The organism is Bacillus sp. CHD6a (assembly GCF_001293645.1).
In the GTDB taxonomy this organism is placed as follows: Bacteria; Bacillota; Bacilli; order Bacillales; family Bacillaceae_I; genus Sutcliffiella_A.
This window is the reverse complement of the sequence record NZ_LBMD01000021.1, coordinates 15,699-32,835: the sequence shown is the minus strand read 5'-3', so window position 1 is coordinate 32,835 and position 17,137 is coordinate 15,699. Positions and strand designations below refer to the sequence as shown.

The following is a 17,137-nucleotide window of genomic DNA, read 5'->3' as shown; positions in this document are numbered from 1 at the left end:
TCACATTTGGAGATGTGGACGGTTTTTTGTAGTTTTGTACAAAATCAGCAATTTTTATAAGCTTTTTGGGTCATTTTTAGTGTGTGTAAAACGGTTCGGACAACTTTGTTTGATGTTTAGACATTTATACACTCAATAAAGGCAGGGTTCGGACACTAAAAGGCGTTGTTTGGTCAAATCTCAAACGGCTCTTACGCCACAAAAAGGGAAGCCATTTGATTGCACTTCACCAACTGTAGAAACGACTAAATTTGCCCTCAAGCCCGTGCAAAGTCGTTCATCGTTCACTGAAATTCAACATTGACGTTTCCAAAGCTGGCCCATTTTACATAATATTCCCCATTCCTACTCCCAATTATTATCCCTATTCCCCTCAAATAACATAACTATCCATAAAGGGTAGCATTTAAATTAATATCGTTGTTATAAATGTAGCCTGACAAGGCAAAATTATATAATGTAGCCATGAATGGTGTGGGATAGGACCGAGGAGAGTGAAATGTTTGAGAGAAGATATAATTAGAAAAATTGTTGGTGTATTTCTCCTTGTTTCAATCATGGTATTATGTGTAAGTCAACCATTTAAAGAGTATGTCCAAATCCCAAATAAATTAACGATGTTTGAAGGACAAGGATTACATTTCCAGTCATCCGTTCCGGTGACTGCTAAAGTGAATGACGATTCTTCTTCCTCTCTCGGGATTGAGGCAAACGATAAAACGTTAGGATTTCAAGGCAAAAAGGCTGGGGAAGGTCAGGTTGTTCTAGAACTGGCCGGTATCCCTGTAAAGAAAGTCAATGTAGATGTCATACCTGAATATAAAGTGTATCCTGGTGGTCAATCGATCGGCGTGAAGTTAAATACCTTAGGTGTATTAGTAGTAGGTCATCACCAAGTGGACACAGAAGATGGAAAGAAATCACCCGGAGAAATAGCGGGCATTCAGGTTGGCGATATTATAACAAAGATAAATGGGAAAACCATTGAACAAATGAGTGACGTTGCTCCATTCGTACAAGAGTCCGGAAAAACCGGAAATCCCCTTGATGTTGTTATCACACGTGAAAAAGAAACCATTGAAACGAAACTTTTTCCTTTAAAAGACAAGCAAGAAAGCTCCTTTAGAATTGGATTATATATACGCGATTCTGCAGCTGGTATTGGCACCATGACATTTTATGACCCCATCACCATGAAATATGGAGCATTAGGTCATGTAATATCCGATATGGATACGAAAAAACCAATCATTGTCCAAGATGGTCAAATCGTACGATCCACGGTAACTTCCATTGATAAAGGTAGTAATGGTGTTCCGGGTGAAAAGCTTGCACGATTTTCAAGCGACCGTTCGGCCATCGGTGATATCTCAAGGAATAGTCCGTTCGGTATTTTTGGAACCCTGCATAAAGACATTGAAAATGGCATTATGGACAAAGCTTTGCCAATCGCATTATCTTCTGAGGTGAAGGAAGGCCCTGCCAAGATTTTGACAGTGGTCGAAGGGGATAAGGTTGAAGAGTTTGATGTAGAAGTACTGAGTAGTATTCCACAGAAGTTCCCTGCCACCAAGGGAATGGTCATAAAGATTACGGACCCAGCCCTTTTAGATAAAACAGGGGGAATCGTTCAAGGAATGAGTGGAAGCCCTATTATACAGAACGGCAAAGTAATCGGTGCGGTCACCCATGTATTCGTAAATGACCCTACAAGCGGTTATGGGGTTCACATTGAATGGATGCTGAACGAAGCGGGCATTGATATTTATCAAAAAGACAAAGAGAAGAAAGTGGGCTAAAACAGCTCACTTTTTTCTTTTGTTTTGTTTGTAATTACGTTAAGATGAAAATGATAAAGATTATTCGACATATTATCCAATAAATGTAACAGTTTGCGATATACGTCGAAATTAAGAGTATTCTGGAGAAAAATAAAGATTTTATATAATTTTTACGGTTTTTTAAATTTTTTAAAGGAAAAGAGGTTGCATTGTCGAATTTAACATTTAGAATAAAATTTAAGGCGTCATGCTTTATAGAAAGTATAGGGACTGAGGAGGAAACTAGTTAAATGAAAATTAAAGTATGTGTTGTAGATGACAACCGTGAATTGGTCGGTCTATTGGAAGAGTATATTTCAGCGCAAGAGGACATGGAAGTTGTAGGGGTAGCTCACAATGGTCAAGAATGTCTTCAGTTGCTTCAAGATAAAAATCCAGATGTGTTAGTACTAGACATCATTATGCCTCATCTAGACGGTTTAGGAGTACTTGAAAAAATGCGTGGTTTAAATCTAGAAAAATCTCCTAACGTAATAATGTTAACTGCTTTTGGACAGGAAGATGTAACAAAGAAAGCGGTAGACTTGGGAGCTTCCTATTTTATTCTAAAGCCATTTGATATGGAAAATCTAGTGAGCAACATCCGTCAAGTGAGTGGAAAGGCTTCACCAATCCTTAAGAGATCAAGTTCATCATCTGTTCGTTCCTCCAGCCCAGAACCTAAAGGTAGAAATCTTGATGCAAACATTACAAGTATCATTCATGAAATTGGAGTGCCAGCTCACATCAAAGGTTACCTATACTTACGCGAAGCAATTTCCATGGTGTACAATGATATTGAATTATTGGGATCCATCACAAAGGTCTTATATCCTGATATCGCGAAAAAATACAATACCACAGCGAGCCGTGTTGAGCGTGCCATCCGCCATGCGATTGAAGTTGCCTGGTCACGTGGTAATATCGACAGCATCTCTTCTTTGTTCGGTTATACAGTATCAATGTCAAAAGCTAAACCTACAAATAGTGAGTTCATTGCAATGGTTGCGGATAAACTGAGACTGGAGCACAGAGCTTCTTGAGAGGGTAAGATATAAGAAACACCAGCAATTGAAAAACCCAACATGCAAATTTGTATGTTGGGTTTGTTTATGTTCATTTATCAAAAAGTAGAATTACTCCTTATGATTGCTGTTACTGGATTCATTACGCTCTATCTCTACAAGTTTTTGAATAAGAATATGTTGAGGAAGATGCATGATTTGTTCAATGGGCACATTCAAAGCCTCAGCAAGTTTTTGAGCGGTTTCAGCGGATATTTGTAATGGACGCATGTAGTTCACCTCGCTTCATCTAAAAATTTTACTAAATAATACGTTCGTTTACAATTATTTCTGACAAGACTCTAGTAGAAAGGTGTGTAAAAATGACGAAAATTTTCGGTCACAGGGGATCAGCTGGTACTCATCCGGAAAATACGATGATTAGCTTTGAACAAGCATACAAAGATGGAGCAGATGGGATTGAATTAGATGTTCAACTAAGCAAAGACGGCATTCCTGTAGTCATTCATGATGAAAAAGTGAATCGAACAACCGACGGTAAAGGTTTTGTACAAGATATGACATGGCATGAGTTGAAAAAATTAAATGCTGTACATAAATTTAAAAAGCATTACAAACATGCACAAATTCCTACATTGGAAGAAGTGTTGGAGTGGGCGTCAAGAAAGCAGACGATAGTGAATATTGAACTAAAGAACAGCATTCTTCCCTATGCGGGAATGGAGGAGAAAGTGCTTGATCTAGTGGACAGATATAAGATGGAAAACCTGATAATCTTCTCAAGCTTTAATCATTACAGCATTGCTCGATTGAATACGTTAGCGCCAAACATAGAAAAAGCTGTTTTGTATATGGAAGCAATTTATAAGCCGTGGGAATATACAAAGTGGGTTGGAGGAAGTGGTATTCACCCTCATATTAAGGTTGCAACTCCAAGTGTCATTCAACGATCTCAACATGCAGGAGTAACTGTCAGACCTTTTACGGTCAATGATGAAAAAGTCATGAAAAGATTGTTTGAAGAAAAGTGTGCAGGATTTTTCACGGATTACCCTAAGAAAGCTGTACAAATAAAATATCAAAACTAAACCGGCTGCCATGAGACAGCCGGTTTTCTTATTTGTCTCTTTTTTGGAAGCGTTTTTGAACATTGTTCCGCTTGCGGTCTCGGTGAAAAATGAAACCGGCGACAAACCATAATCCCATTAAAAAGAATAAAAATCCAATAATGAATTGCAAGGTTAATGAAGGGATTAAAGGATGAGCAATATTAAATACCATATCACGCATCAATTTTATTCCATAAACAGCTATGATTCCTGGAATCAATAAAATGATTAAAGCAATTATTCGTTGCATATTAATTGTTGCCTCACTTTCAAAGCTTTCGGTTTCCATTATAGCAGAAAATACCTTGCATAGAAGAGTAAAAACATTTAAGATAAAAGTATGCAAGAAATTTCATACCTTTTATAGAAGACTGTGAATTTTCTTTCAATTGTCCAGTAAGAGAATCTATGTGATAGATGTAGAGGGGTTTATTATGCAGACAGTGTTAGTAGTTGGTGCTGGTAAAGGCGGTTCTGCGATTTTAAAAATGTTAACGCATTCAGGAATGTTCCACTTGCTTGCTGTTGTCGATATTAACCAGGCGGCACCCGGCTTGGAGCTTGCAAAAGACATGGGTATTACTGTCGGATGTAATTGGAAAGATTTCTTATCTGAGAAGGTAGATATCATCATTGAAGCGACTGGTTCAGACGAGGTGTTTCGCGAAATTCGCGAGGAAAAGAACCCCAGAACAGTTCTTGTTCCTGGAACTGTGGCTCATATTACAGCCACTTTAGTGGAAGAAAAAGAAGAACTGATTGCAAAAATGAAATATGAATCCCACAAACGCGACCTCATATTTAATCTGTTACATGATGGGTTGATGGTGGTTGATCAATACGGCAAGGTTATCATCTACAATAAAAGTGCTGAAAAAATAGTAGGAATTAAAAAAGCGCATATGCTTGGTCAACATATCTTGGAAAATGTTCCGACAAGCAGACTGCAAGATGTGATACATACGCAAAAAGTAGAGAAAAACAAAGAAATGCTACTTGAAAACGGTAAAAAAATCATTACAACAAGATCTCCTCTTATTGATGAGGATGGGAGGGTAATTGGTGCATTTGCTGTTTTCAAGGACATCACAGAAGTTATGAACCTTGCAGAGGAAGTGACAAACCTTAAAGGAATTCAAACCATGCTGGAAGCGATCATTCAGTCGTCTGATGAAGCAATTTCTGTGGTCGATGAATTTGGCAGAGGTTTAATGATAAATCCTGCATACTCAAGGTTGACTGGACTTGAAGAACAACAAGTCATAGGTAAGCCTGCAACAGCAGATATTTATGAAGGTGACAGTATGCATATGAAGGTACTGGAAACTAGAAGAGCTGTTCGTGGTGTGAACTTAAAAGTAGGGCCGTCTAAAAAAGAAGTCATTGTAAACGTCGCACCAATAATAGTGGATGGGAAGTTAAAAGGCAGTGTGGGTGTTATCCACGATGTCTCTGAAATACAGACGCTTACCACTGAGTTGGACCGGGCAAGACAGATTATCAGAACACTCGAAGCGAAGTACTCTTTTGAGGATATTATCGGATCTTCTGAAGAAATGAGCCTTGCCATTGAACAAGCAAAACTTGGGGCGAAAACACCAGCAACTGTTTTATTGCGCGGGGAGTCCGGCACAGGGAAAGAACTTTTTGCCCACGCTATTCATAACGCAAGCAGCCGCAAATATAACAAATTTATCAGAGTTAATTGTGCTGCTCTTTCTGAATCTTTATTGGAAAGTGAATTGTTCGGTTATGAAGAAGGTGCATTTTCCGGTGCCAAGCGAGGCGGGAAAAAAGGGCTATTTGAAGAAGCGAATAACGGTAGTATTTTCCTCGATGAGATTGGAGAATTATCTGCCAATACTCAAGCAAAACTATTAAGGGTTCTGCAAGAAAATGAAATCATACGCGTCGGTGGAACAAAAGCAATTACCATTAACGTCAGAGTGATTGCTGCCACAAATGTTAATCTTGAAAAAGGGATTGCGGACGGGTCATTCCGTGAGGATCTTTATTATCGTTTAAACAGAATGCCTATCCATATTCCTCCACTACGTAAAAGAAAAGAAGATATTGAAGCGTTAAGTGAACATCTTATTAGAAAAATAAATCAAGATTACGGAAGAAATGTAGAAGGATTAACTCCACGAGCGATCAACCACCTTGCTGCTTACGATTGGCCGGGTAATGTTAGAGAGCTTGAGAATGTCCTCGGACGAGCCATAATCTTTATGACGTTTAATGAAGTGTTTATTGACAAGGAACATATTCCGGACTTGGCCATCAGTGGCGATAAAGTAATACAGGAATCTGCAGAAACAGTTTCTAGTGATTACACTTTAGCTGAAATGTTGGAAGGGTACGAAGCGAAAATTATCCAAAAAATATTAAAGAAGAATAAAGGTAACAAGACAAAGACTGCTAGAGAGCTCGGAGTATCGATTAGAAATCTTTATTATAAAATGGAGAAATTCATGATTGATTAATGATGCATGCAAAAAACTGCATGGTATGAAAAATATTGCTTGATGGCAAGGGGTAAAATGAAGCGTTTTCACAAAAAACAAGTTGGCACGCTTCTTGCATAGATAAAATTGGCGTAGAAAGGAAGGGTTGAGAAAATGAAACTAGAGGAACTTATCACCAAAGCAACCCAGCTCACTTCTAAAGTGGTAGCAATTGCAGCAGCCGAAGATGAAGAAGTGATCGAAGCGGTTTCTCATGCCTTAAACAAGCAGTTGGCTTCCTTTATTCTGTTTGGACATGAGGAGAAAATACTATCATTACTGAAAGAGCACAATGTGGATCCATCTCACCATGCACTGAAAATAGTTTCTGCTGATGGTGCTAAGAAGGCATCAGAACTTGCTGTAAAAGCTGTTTCTAGCGGCGAAGCAGATGTATTGATGAAAGGAAATGTTCCAACAGCAACCATTCTTAAAGAAGTGTTAAACAAAGAGTACGGGTTGCGGACGGGCAATGTGTTATCCCATGTTGCCGCATTTGAAGTGCCGGGATATGAACAATTACTATTTGTAACAGATGCAGCAATGAATGTGGCACCAGATCTTCAACAAAAAGTGCAGATTGTTCAAAACTCTGTCCAGGTCGCAAGAGCACTAGGGATTGAACTCCCGAAAGTTGCGCCACTCGCTGCCGTAGAGGTAGTAAACCCTGCGATGCAAGCTACGGTGGATGCAGCCCTTCTAACACAAATGAATAATAGAGGTCAAATAAAGGACTGCCTCATTGATGGTCCACTAGCTTTGGATAACGCCGTTTCCGCGCTTGCTGCTGAACATAAGGGAATTCAAAGTGACGTGGCAGGACAAGCGGATATCTTGTTTGTTCCGACCATTGAAGTTGGAAATGTCTTATATAAATCATTAATCTATTTTGCAAAAGCAAAAGTCGGAGCAATCATTGCCGGCGCAAAAGCACCGATAGTGTTAACATCCAGAGCTGACTCAGCAGAGAGTAAACTAAACTCACTAGCCCTTGCAGTTTGTTCTGTGAAATAAATCAAAGTTCATAAAAAACATAGCTGTTGATTGGAGAAAAGGGCGGAGACTACGCAGGCGTAGCTGAGGAGGCTCACGTCAGCCCCTAGGAAAGCGCAACCTTTATCGGAAATCAACAGCGGTGTAGAACAAATTTCTAAAACTAAAAATCATTTACTATCTTGGGGAGGAATTTTATCATGGAAATTTTCAAATATATGGAGACTTACGACTACGAGCAATTGGTGATTTGCCAAGACAAACAATCAGGACTAAAAGCAATCATAGCTATTCACGATACTACACTTGGGCCAGCACTTGGCGGAACACGCATGTGGACTTACGCAAACGAGGGTGCAGCTATTGAAGATGCACTTCGTCTTGCAAAAGGAATGACATACAAAAACGCTGCAGCTGGATTAAACCTCGGTGGGGGAAAAACAGTTATCATCGGTGACCCACGCACTGACAAGAACGAAGAAATGTTCCGTGCTTTCGGCCGTTACATCCAAGGATTGAACGGACGTTATATTACAGCAGAAGATGTTGGTACAACTGTAGCAGACATGGACTTGATCTATGAAGAAACAGACTATGTAACAGGTGTATCGCCTGCTTTCGGTTCTTCCGGTAACCCATCTCCAGTAACAGCATTCGGAGTATACAGAGGAATGAAAGCTGCAGCGAAAGAAGCATTTGGTACAGATTCATTAGAAGGTAAAGTAGTAGCTGTTCAAGGTGTAGGTAACGTGGCATTCACCCTTTGCCGTCATCTTCACGAAGAAGGTGCTCAGCTTATCGTAACAGATATCAATAAAGAAGCGGTTAACCGTGCAGTAGAAGAGTTCGGTGCAAGAGCAGTAGACATCAACGACATCTACAGTGTAGACTGCGACATCTATGCACCATGTGCACTTGGAGCAACAATCAATGACGAAACGATTCCTCAATTAAAAGCAAAAGTTATCGCTGGTGCAGCTAATAACCAGTTGCTTGATACAAAACATGGAGATATCATCCACGAAATGGGTATCGTTTATGCTCCTGATTATGTAATCAATGCTGGTGGTGTAATTAACGTAGCGGATGAGCTATACGGTTACAACCGTGAACGTGCAATGAAAAAAGTAGAAGGAATCTACGACAACATTGAGAGAGTAATAGAAATTGCAAAGCGTGACGGTATACCGACTTACCGTGCAGCTGATCGTCTTGCTGAAGAGCGTATTGAAAGAATGAAAAATTCTCGCAGTCAATTTTTACAAAATGGACATCATATTTTAAGCCGTCGTAACGGACGCTAATATAAATATTAAGTTTCTCAGAAGGGGCAAACGGGCTGATGATGAATTCTCTCGTTTGCCGTCCGTCTGAAATGGAGGTTTCAACAGTGTTAGAAAAGGAATATCGCATACTTGTCATCAATCCAGGATCTACATCAACGAAAATCGGCGTATTTGATAATGAACGTTCTGTATTTGAAAAAACTTTACGTCACGATAGCGAAACGATTAATTCCTTTGCAAGTATCTATGATCAATATGAATTCAGAAAAACAACCATTCTTGAGACATTAGATCAAGAAGGCATCAACATTTCCAAACTTAGTGCAGTATGTGGCCGCGGTGGGCTTCTTCGTCCAATTGAAGGTGGAACATACTCCGTTAATAAAGAAATGTTACATGATTTAAAGATCGGTTTTGCTGGTCAGCATGCATCTAATCTTGGGGGAATTATCGCCTATGAAATCGCTACCGGACTGAATATCCCGTCTTTCATCGTTGACCCGGTAGTAGTAGACGAACTGTCTGACATCGCTCGTATATCAGGATTTTCTCTAATTGAGCGCAAAAGTATTTTCCACGCTTTGAATCAAAAAGCGGTTGCGCGCAGGGTAGCCAAAGATCTTGGAAAAAAATATGAAGAGCTAAATCTGATTGTTACTCACATGGGTGGAGGTATCACTGTTGGGACACACGTTGGAGGTCGAGTAGTTGATGTGAACAACGGCCTTCATGGAGACGGCCCGTTCAGTCCCGAACGTGCTGGAACGGTCCCTGCTGGTGATCTTGTATCGTTATGCTTCTCAGGTGATCACTATCGTGATGAAATAATGAAAAAGCTTGTAGGACAAGGTGGCCTTGTTGGATACCTTGGCACTAATGATGCAGTGAAAGTGGAACAAATGATTGAAGCAGGCGATGAAAAGGCCGCTCTAGTATACGATGCAATGGCATATCAAGTTGCCAAAGAAATCGGTTCCGCAAGTGCAGTACTGGCAGGAAAAGTAGATGCCATCATTTTGACAGGTGGACTTGCTTACGGAAAAGGGTTTGTTAAACAGATTTCCGAGCGCATTAGCTGGATTGCAGACGTTATCGTACAACCAGGGGAAAACGAACTACAAGCTCTTACAGAAGGAGCACTTCGCGTATTACGTGGAGAGGAAGTAGCAAAAGTATATCCTGGAACGGTTGTAGACACAAAAGTAGTACAGAGCTAGAAGGGAGCAAGGAATAATGGCACAAGAATATGATTTAGTCATCCTAGGTGGCGGAACAGGCGGGTATGTCGCGGCTATTCGTGCATCTCAACTTGGCTTAAAAACAGCAGTGGTAGAAAAGAAAAAAATTGGGGGAACATGCCTTCATGCAGGATGTATCCCAAGTAAAGCATTACTTCGCAGTGCAGAAGTATTTGCGCAAACGAAGAACAGTGAAGAGTTCGGGGTAATCTCAGGAGAAGTAAAACTAGACTTCTTCAAAGTACAAGAACGCAAACAAAAAATCATCGACCAGCTTCACGGCGGTGTGCAACATCTAATGAAGCAAGGTAAAATCGATGTATTTTACGGAACAGGCCGTATCTTAGGACCTTCCATTTTCTCTCCAATGCCAGGAACAATCTCTGTTGAGTTTGAAAATGGTGATGAGAATGAAATGTTAATCCCAAAGAACGTTATTGTAGCAACTGGTTCTCGTCCACGTTCTCTACCTGGACTTGAAATTGATGGAACACAAGTCATGACTTCTGATGAAGCATTATCATTAGAAGAACTTCCTAAATCAATTATCATCGTTGGTGGAGGCGTAATCGGAATCGAGTGGGCGTCCATGTTAGATGATTTCGGAGTAGAGGTAACGGTACTGGAGTATGCAGATCGTGTATTACCAACAGAAGATAAAGAAGTATCCAAAGAAATGCAACGTCTATTGAAAAAGCGCGGCATCAAAGTAGTGACAAGTGCGAAGGTTCTTTCAGATACACTGGAAACAGCAGAGGGAACGGTTACAATTAAAGCCGAGCATAAAGGAGAAGAAAAATCCTTTACGGCTGAGAAAATGCTAGTATCCGTTGGCCGTCAAGCTAACGTAGAAGGCATTGGTCTTGAAAATACAGACATTCAAGTAGAAAAAGGTTTCATTAAAACAAATGACTTTTTCCAAACAAAAGAATCCCACATCTATGCAATTGGTGATGTAATCGGTGGTTTACAGCTTGCACACGTTGCTTCACACGAAGGAATAGTAGCAGTGGAACATATGGCAAATGAAAATCCTGCTCCAATCGATTATTCCATGATTTCAAAATGTGTGTACTCAAGTCCTGAAGTGGCATCTGTCGGTTACACGGAAGAAGAAGCAAAAGAAAAAGGCTTCAACGTGAAAACTGGCAAATTCTCTTTCCGTGCTATCGGAAAAGCACTTGTTTATGGTGAATCTGATGGGTTTGTGAAACTAGTAGTGAATAAAGAAAACGATGATATCCTAGGTGTTCACATGATTGGACCGCATGTTACAGATATGATTTCTGAAGCTGGCCTTGCGCGCGTCCTTGATGCTACACCTTGGGAAATCGGACACACCATCCACCCTCATCCATCCCTGTCCGAAGCAATCGGCGAAGCAGCTCTTGCAGTAGATGGAAAAGCAATACATTCTTAAAAATTGCAAGAAGGAATGTTGATTGAAGCGGAAGGCACGAGACTCCTCGAAAATGCTACGCATTTTCTTCGTGCGATGTCTTGCTGTCGAAGCATTCCTTGTCCTGCGGGAGGAAGGGACATGGGAGACCCCGGAAGGCGAAGCCTGAGGAGGCTCCCGGACCGCCCGCGGAAAGCGAGTGCCTGCAGCGGAAATCAACAGCCTACATCGATATTGATTTAATTGTTAGAGGAGCTACATGCTCCCAACTCTCTACATATAGGAGGTAAACTTAAATGGCAGAAAATCGTCACCAAGCTTTAGGGCTTACAGATGAAAACGTACTAGAAATGTTTGAAACAATGTTATTAGCTCGCCGCATTGACGAGCGCATGTGGTTACTTAACCGTGCAGGAAAAATTCCATTCGTAATCTCCTGCCAAGGTCAAGAAGCAGCTCAAGTAGGAGCGGCATTCGCTCTAGATCGCGAAAAAGATTACGTACTACCATACTACCGCGACATGGGTGTTGTACTTACTTTTGGTATGACAGCAACGGAATTAATGCTTTCCGGTTTCGCAAAAGCAGAAGATCCAAACTCAGGCGGACGTCAAATGCCAGGTCACTTTGGTCAAAAGAAAAACCGCATCGTAACTGGTTCTTCCCCTGTAACAACACAAGTACCACACGCAGTTGGAGTGGCACTTGGTGGGCGTTTAGAAGGAAAAGACCTTTGTACGTTTGTAACATTTGGTGAAGGTTCATCCAACCAAGGGGACTTCCATGAAGGCGCTAACTATGCAGCGGTACACAAGCTGCCAGTAATCTTCATGTGCGAAAACAACAAATATGCAATTTCTGTTCCTTATGAAAAACAAGTGGCATGTGAGAAAATCTCAGACCGTGCATTAGGATACGGAATGCCTGGTATCACTATTGACGGAAACGACCCGCTTGAAGTATATGCAGCGGTTAAAGAAGCAGCAGACCGTGGACGTCGTGGCGAAGGCCCTACACTTGTTGAGGCTATCTCTTACCGTCTGACTCCTCACTCCAGTGATGACGACGATCGTGCATACCGTGAGCGTGACGAAGTGGCAGCAGCAAAAGCGAATGACCCAATCATCAGCTTTGCAGCTTACTTAAAAGAGGCTGGCGTATTAACAGATGAAAAAGAAAAAGAAATGAACGATAAAATTGCAAAAGAAGTAAACGAAGCAACAGAATACGCAGAAAATGCTCCATATGCAGATGCTGAATCCGCAATGAAGCATGTCTACGCAGAGTAAGGGGGAACCATCATGGCAGTTATTTCTTATATAGATGCAGTAACAATGGCCATCCGTGAAGAGATGGAACGAGATTCTAAAGTATTTGTGCTTGGGGAAGACGTAGGAAGAAAAGGTGGAGTTTTTAAAGCGACTACCGGTCTTTACGATCAATTTGGTGAAGACAAAGTTATCGACACGCCACTTGCTGAATCAGCAATCGCTGGTGTGGCAATCGGTGCAGCAATGTACGGTATGCGTCCAATTGCAGAAATGCAGTTCGCGGACTTCATCATGCCTGCAGTTAACCAAATTATCTCCGAAGCGGCGAAAATCCGTTACCGTTCTAACAACGACTGGACTTGTCCATTAGTTGTACGTGCGCCATACGGAGGGGGAGTTCACGGTGCCCTTTACCACTCTCAATCAGTTGAGGCAGTGTTCGCGAACCAACCTGGTTTAAAAATTGTCATGCCTTCTACTCCTTATGATGTAAAAGGATTATTGAAAGCGGCAATCCGTGACGAAGATCCAGTATTATTCTTTGAACACAAACGTGCATACCGCCTGATTAAAGGCGAAGTGCCGACAGATGATTACGTACTACCAATCGGTAAAGCGGATGTAAAACGTGAGGGTGAAGACATCACAGTTATCACATATGGTTTATGTGTACACTTTGCACTTCAAGCAGCAGAGCGTCTTGCACAAGACGGAATCTCCGCACACATTCTTGACCTGCGTACGGTTTACCCACTTGATAAGGAAGCAATCGTGGAAGCTGCTTCCAAAACAGGAAAAGTACTTCTACTTACAGAGGATACAAAAGAAGGAAGCATCATGAGTGAAGTATCTGCCATCATCGCAGAAAACTGCTTATTCGACCTTGATGCACCAATCATGCGTCTTGCTGGACCAGACGTGCCTGCAATGCCATATGCTCCAACAATGGAAAAATACTTCATGGTCAACCCAGACAAAGTAGAAAAAGCGATGCGTGAGCTTGCTCAATACTAAAACCTGATTTTTAAGTGGAAGAGTGAAAGAATGGTAATGTTGAGTTTCCTGCGGTTGATTGTAGTGGAAGGAGCTTGACTCCTGCGGGAGGAAGGGACATGGGAGACCCCGCAAGGCGTAGCCTGAGGAGGCTCCCGGACCGCCCGCGGAAAGCAAGCTCCTGGAACGGAGATCAACTGCAGAGTTCAACAGAGCCAACCGATTAAAGGAGGTTCTCATCATGGCAGTAGAAAAAATTACAATGCCACAGCTTGGAGAAAGCGTAACCGAAGGAACAATTAGCCGCTGGATCGTAAGCGTAGGCGACAAAGTAAACAAATACGACCCTCTTGCAGAGGTCATGACAGATAAAGTTAACGCAGAAATCCCTTCTTCATTTACAGGAACAATCAAGGAACTTGTAGCAGAAGATGGTGATACATTAGCAGTTGGAGAGATCATCTGCTATATCGAAACAGAAGGCGGCGGAGAAGCAAAAGCTACTTCTGACGCACCAAAAGAGGGAAGTGCACCTGCACCTGCAGCGAAATCTGAAGCACCAACAGCACCAGCTGTAGAAGATGATGCAGACGCACCAAACAAACGTCGCTACTCTCCAGCGGTTCTTCGTCTTGCACAAGAAAACAATGTAGATCTTGAGCAAGTAAAAGGAAGCGGCGCAGGCGGACGTATTACAAGAAAAGACATCCAAGCGGTGATCGATTCCGGTAACATTCCTACTGCAGCTTCCAAACCTGCAGCTACTCAAGCTCCAGCAGTGGAAGCTCCAAAGGCTGCGCCTGCAGCATCAACTGCTCCATCTGCACCGGTAGCAGCAAGTGCACCAAAAGCGGCTCAACCAGTAAACGTACCAGTGGAAGCAGGCGACATCGAAATCCCTGTAACAGGTGTACGTAAAGCAATCGCTGCAAACATGCTGCGTAGCAAGCACGAAGCGCCACATGCTTGGACGATGATTGAAGTGGACGCAACAAACCTTGTAGAATACCGCAACTCCTTGAAGAGCGAGTTCAAGAAAAAAGAAGGCTACAACCTAACTTTCTTCGCATTCTTCGTAAAAGCGGTAGCGCAAGCATTGAAAGAATTCCCACAAATCAATTCCATGTGGGCTGGCGACAAAATCGTTCAGAAGAAAGACATCAATATTTCAATCGCCGTTGCAACAGATGACGCACTTTATGTGCCGGTTATCCGCAACGCTGATGAGAAGACAATCAAAGGCATTGCTCGTGAAATTACAGATCTTGCCAACAAAGTTCGTGCTGGTAAATTAACATCTGCAGAGATGCAAGGTGGAACATTTACTGTCAACAACACTGGTTCATTCGGTTCTGTACAATCACAAGGAATCATCAACTACCCACAAGCAGCCATCCTGCAAGTGGAATCCATCGTGAAACGTCCAGTAGTAATGGACCACGGCATGATTGCTGTTCGCGACATGGTAAACCTATGTATGTCTCTGGATCACCGTGTACTTGATGGTCTGGTATGCGGACGCTTCCTAGCTCGCGTTAAAGAAATCATTGAGAAAATGTCTAAAGATAATACTTCTATTTATTAATAGGTAAGGTATTTGTGGAAACCGATAAGGTCCTTCTAAAGGGAGGGCTTTGTCGGTTTTTTTGTTTTAGCCCGATTACTTGTGAAAATCGCCCGTTTTTTCGAAATATCGCCCGATTGCAGTTCAAAATCGCCCGTAAATTTAAATTTTCGCCCGTTTTTTCGAAATATCGCCCGAAAGACCTTTAGAATCGCCCGAAAAGTTTTGATCGCCATTTTGGACGGCCGTTTTTTTAAATGTCCTACAGACAAGTGGACGTATTTCCTGGTGGACCAACATACAATGGTTGCAGGCAACTAAATAACTTTATTCAGGGGAGGCAGTCCATGAAAGCTGTTGTGTATACCAAATATGGTCCACCAGAGGTCCTTCAAATAAAAGAGGTCGATAAACCAGTTCCAAAAGATAATGAAATTCTAATTAAAGTAGTAGCGACAGCTGTTAATGCCGCAGATTGGCGATTAAGAAAGGCGGATCCGGTTGCAGTGAAATTGTTCTTTGGGCTCACTCGTCCAAAGAAATCCATTCTTGGCGGAGTAATGGCAGGAATAGTTGAGTCAGTTGGAAGTAGAGTGACTCGATTTAAAGCAGGGGACCAGGTTTTTGGATCTACAGGGATGAGCTTAGGTACTTACGCAGAATTTGTATGTCTTCCAGAAAATGGAGTTGTCGTATTAAAACCACACAATTTAAGCTATGTTCAAGCGGCCACTGTTCCATTCGGAGGGCACACTGCCATTCATTTTCTAAGAAAAGCAAATATACAATCACGGCAAAAAATTCTCATTTACGGGGCATCAGGTGCAGTCGGTACAGCGGCCATTCAACTAGCCAAACTATACGGTGCTGAAGTTACTGGGGTATGTAGCACAACTAATGTCGAAATGGTTAAATCTTTAGGGGCAGATAAAGTAATTGACTATACCAAAGAGGAAATCGGCGGAGAAATTTATGATGTCATTTTTGATACTGTAGGGAAAATTCCTTATGAAGCGGTCAAGAAAACTCTTAAGAAAAAAGGAACCTGGATTCTTGGCGCAGCAGGAGCTACTCAGATGGTGCAGGGGTATTGGAGTGGCATGGCACGCGGCTATAAAATAATTTCCGGTGTTGCATTGGAAAAAGAAGACGACATCAGGTTTTTGAAAGAACTTATTGAAAAAGGCAAGTATAAAGCAGTTATTGATAAAAGCTATCCGTTGGAACAATTGTCTGTTGCTCACAATTATGTGGAAAAGGGACACAAAAAAGGAAATGTTGGGGTTATTGTTGATGAAAACTACGATTGATAAGAATTTAAAAAGGGAGTAGGAACCGCTATGTATCCTACTCCCTTTTTTAGTTATTCTATTAACTTGTCGTCAAGAACATCCCATCCAACTCTCGCATCTTATCATAAGCATCCAAAAGGTGAGCAGGTACAACCGTTCTTCCAAATACCCACGCATTTTTTTCAATTTGACGCATCATGATTTCCTTTTCATCTTCCCCACCATACATTAAGATTCTTAAGTCATGCTTGTTTTTCTTAAAATCCAGGTAATAGCCGACTTCATGAAAAAGTATGAGTTTTACAAAGTTTTCGTCGGATTCTCTAATTTTATGATTTATTTTGGCTTTGTACCCATTGATCTGCAAATAATTGAATTTAATCGTGTTAGTGGAGATGTTAAAACTCATTGGTGCTTTCATGTTATTGTCAAATTCAAAGTTTATATCTAAACCAAGCTCCTCTAATGTTTCATTGATTATGTTTTCAATATTCCATATGTATAACATCGCTACCAATCACTACCTTTTTTTGAAACTAGCATTTATATAGTAAGTATAGTTTTTTTGACGGGTGAATACCACCGAAAAATAAGTAATTCCAATGCTTTCTTTATTTGCCGTGCCAACATAACTATATTA

Annotated in this window: 15 protein-coding genes; 12 read left to right on the top strand and 3 right to left on the bottom strand. The window is 41.4% G+C overall.

Features of this window, described 5'->3' with window-relative positions; translation table 11 throughout:
• Positions 1-503: 503 nt before the first annotated feature.
• On the top strand, positions 504-1,799 hold the full coding sequence (gene spoIVB / locus AAV98_RS14760) for a SpoIVB peptidase (RefSeq protein ID WP_082380910.1): 1,296 nt from the start codon (positions 504-506) through the stop codon (positions 1,797-1,799).
• 272 nt (positions 1,800-2,071) lie between these two features.
• Positions 2,072-2,863, top strand: a complete 792-nt coding sequence (gene spo0A / locus AAV98_RS14755) for a sporulation transcription factor Spo0A (protein WP_060666315.1) — start codon at positions 2,072-2,074, stop codon at positions 2,861-2,863.
• A 93-nt stretch (positions 2,864-2,956) separates the two neighbouring features.
• On the opposite strand, the gene AAV98_RS20015 is transcribed toward spo0A, so the two are convergent.
• Positions 2,957-3,115: a YycC family protein gene (locus AAV98_RS20015; protein WP_082380909.1), complete on the bottom strand. Its 159-nt coding sequence runs from the start codon at positions 3,113-3,115 to the stop codon at positions 2,957-2,959.
• A 92-nt stretch (positions 3,116-3,207) separates the two neighbouring features.
• Between AAV98_RS20015 and AAV98_RS14750 the strand changes: the two genes are divergently transcribed.
• Positions 3,208-3,933 (top strand): glycerophosphodiester phosphodiesterase, encoded by a 726-nt coding sequence (locus AAV98_RS14750; protein WP_060666314.1) that lies wholly within the window; start codon positions 3,208-3,210, stop codon positions 3,931-3,933.
• Positions 3,934-3,961: 28 nt separating this feature from the next.
• Here AAV98_RS14750 and AAV98_RS14745 read toward each other — a convergent pair whose 3' ends face one another.
• Positions 3,962-4,204, bottom strand: coding sequence for a DUF2627 domain-containing protein (locus tag AAV98_RS14745; protein ID WP_060666366.1), 243 nt, complete (start codon positions 4,202-4,204; stop codon positions 3,962-3,964).
• 184 nt (positions 4,205-4,388) lie between these two features.
• Here AAV98_RS14745 and AAV98_RS14740 point away from each other — a divergent pair, with 184 nt between their 5' ends.
• The 9 genes from AAV98_RS14740 to AAV98_RS14695 all read left to right on the top strand — a co-directional run bounded on the left by AAV98_RS14740 (position 4,389) and on the right by AAV98_RS14695 (position 16,515).
• Complete coding sequence (locus AAV98_RS14740) at positions 4,389-6,440, top strand: sigma-54 interaction domain-containing protein (RefSeq protein ID WP_060666313.1); 2,052 nt, start codon at positions 4,389-4,391, stop codon at positions 6,438-6,440.
• A 135-nt stretch (positions 6,441-6,575) separates the two neighbouring features.
• Positions 6,576-7,475 (top strand): phosphate butyryltransferase, encoded by a 900-nt coding sequence (gene yqiS / locus AAV98_RS14735; RefSeq protein ID WP_060666312.1) that lies wholly within the window; start codon positions 6,576-6,578, stop codon positions 7,473-7,475.
• 179 nt (positions 7,476-7,654) lie between these two features.
• Entirely contained in the window at positions 7,655-8,758 is a 1,104-nt protein-coding gene (bcd, locus tag AAV98_RS14730; RefSeq protein WP_060666311.1) for a branched-chain amino acid dehydrogenase, read from the top strand.
• Positions 8,759-8,829: 71 nt separating this feature from the next.
• Positions 8,830-9,957, top strand: coding sequence for a butyrate kinase (buk, locus tag AAV98_RS14725; protein ID WP_197284304.1), 1,128 nt, complete (start codon positions 8,830-8,832; stop codon positions 9,955-9,957).
• A 16-nt stretch (positions 9,958-9,973) separates the two neighbouring features.
• On the top strand, positions 9,974-11,398 hold the full coding sequence (lpdA, locus tag AAV98_RS14720; RefSeq protein WP_060666309.1) for a dihydrolipoyl dehydrogenase: 1,425 nt from the start codon (positions 9,974-9,976) through the stop codon (positions 11,396-11,398).
• A 275-nt stretch (positions 11,399-11,673) separates the two neighbouring features.
• Positions 11,674-12,666, top strand: coding sequence for a thiamine pyrophosphate-dependent dehydrogenase E1 component subunit alpha (locus AAV98_RS14715; RefSeq protein ID WP_060666308.1), 993 nt, complete (start codon positions 11,674-11,676; stop codon positions 12,664-12,666).
• 12 nt (positions 12,667-12,678) lie between these two features.
• Positions 12,679-13,662 (top strand): alpha-ketoacid dehydrogenase subunit beta, encoded by a 984-nt coding sequence (locus tag AAV98_RS14710; protein ID WP_060666307.1) that lies wholly within the window; start codon positions 12,679-12,681, stop codon positions 13,660-13,662.
• 220 nt (positions 13,663-13,882) lie between these two features.
• Positions 13,883-15,226, top strand: coding sequence for a dihydrolipoamide acetyltransferase family protein (locus AAV98_RS14705; protein ID WP_060666306.1), 1,344 nt, complete (start codon positions 13,883-13,885; stop codon positions 15,224-15,226).
• 326 nt (positions 15,227-15,552) lie between these two features.
• The gene (locus AAV98_RS14695; RefSeq protein WP_060666304.1) at positions 15,553-16,515 is read left to right on the top strand and encodes an NAD(P)-dependent alcohol dehydrogenase; all 963 of its coding nucleotides are present in this window, start codon (positions 15,553-15,555) and stop codon (positions 16,513-16,515) included.
• A 61-nt stretch (positions 16,516-16,576) separates the two neighbouring features.
• On the opposite strand, the gene AAV98_RS14690 is transcribed toward AAV98_RS14695, so the two are convergent.
• Positions 16,577-17,005, bottom strand: coding sequence for a hypothetical protein (locus tag AAV98_RS14690; RefSeq protein WP_060666365.1), 429 nt, complete (start codon positions 17,003-17,005; stop codon positions 16,577-16,579).
• Positions 17,006-17,137 lie beyond the last annotated feature (132 nt).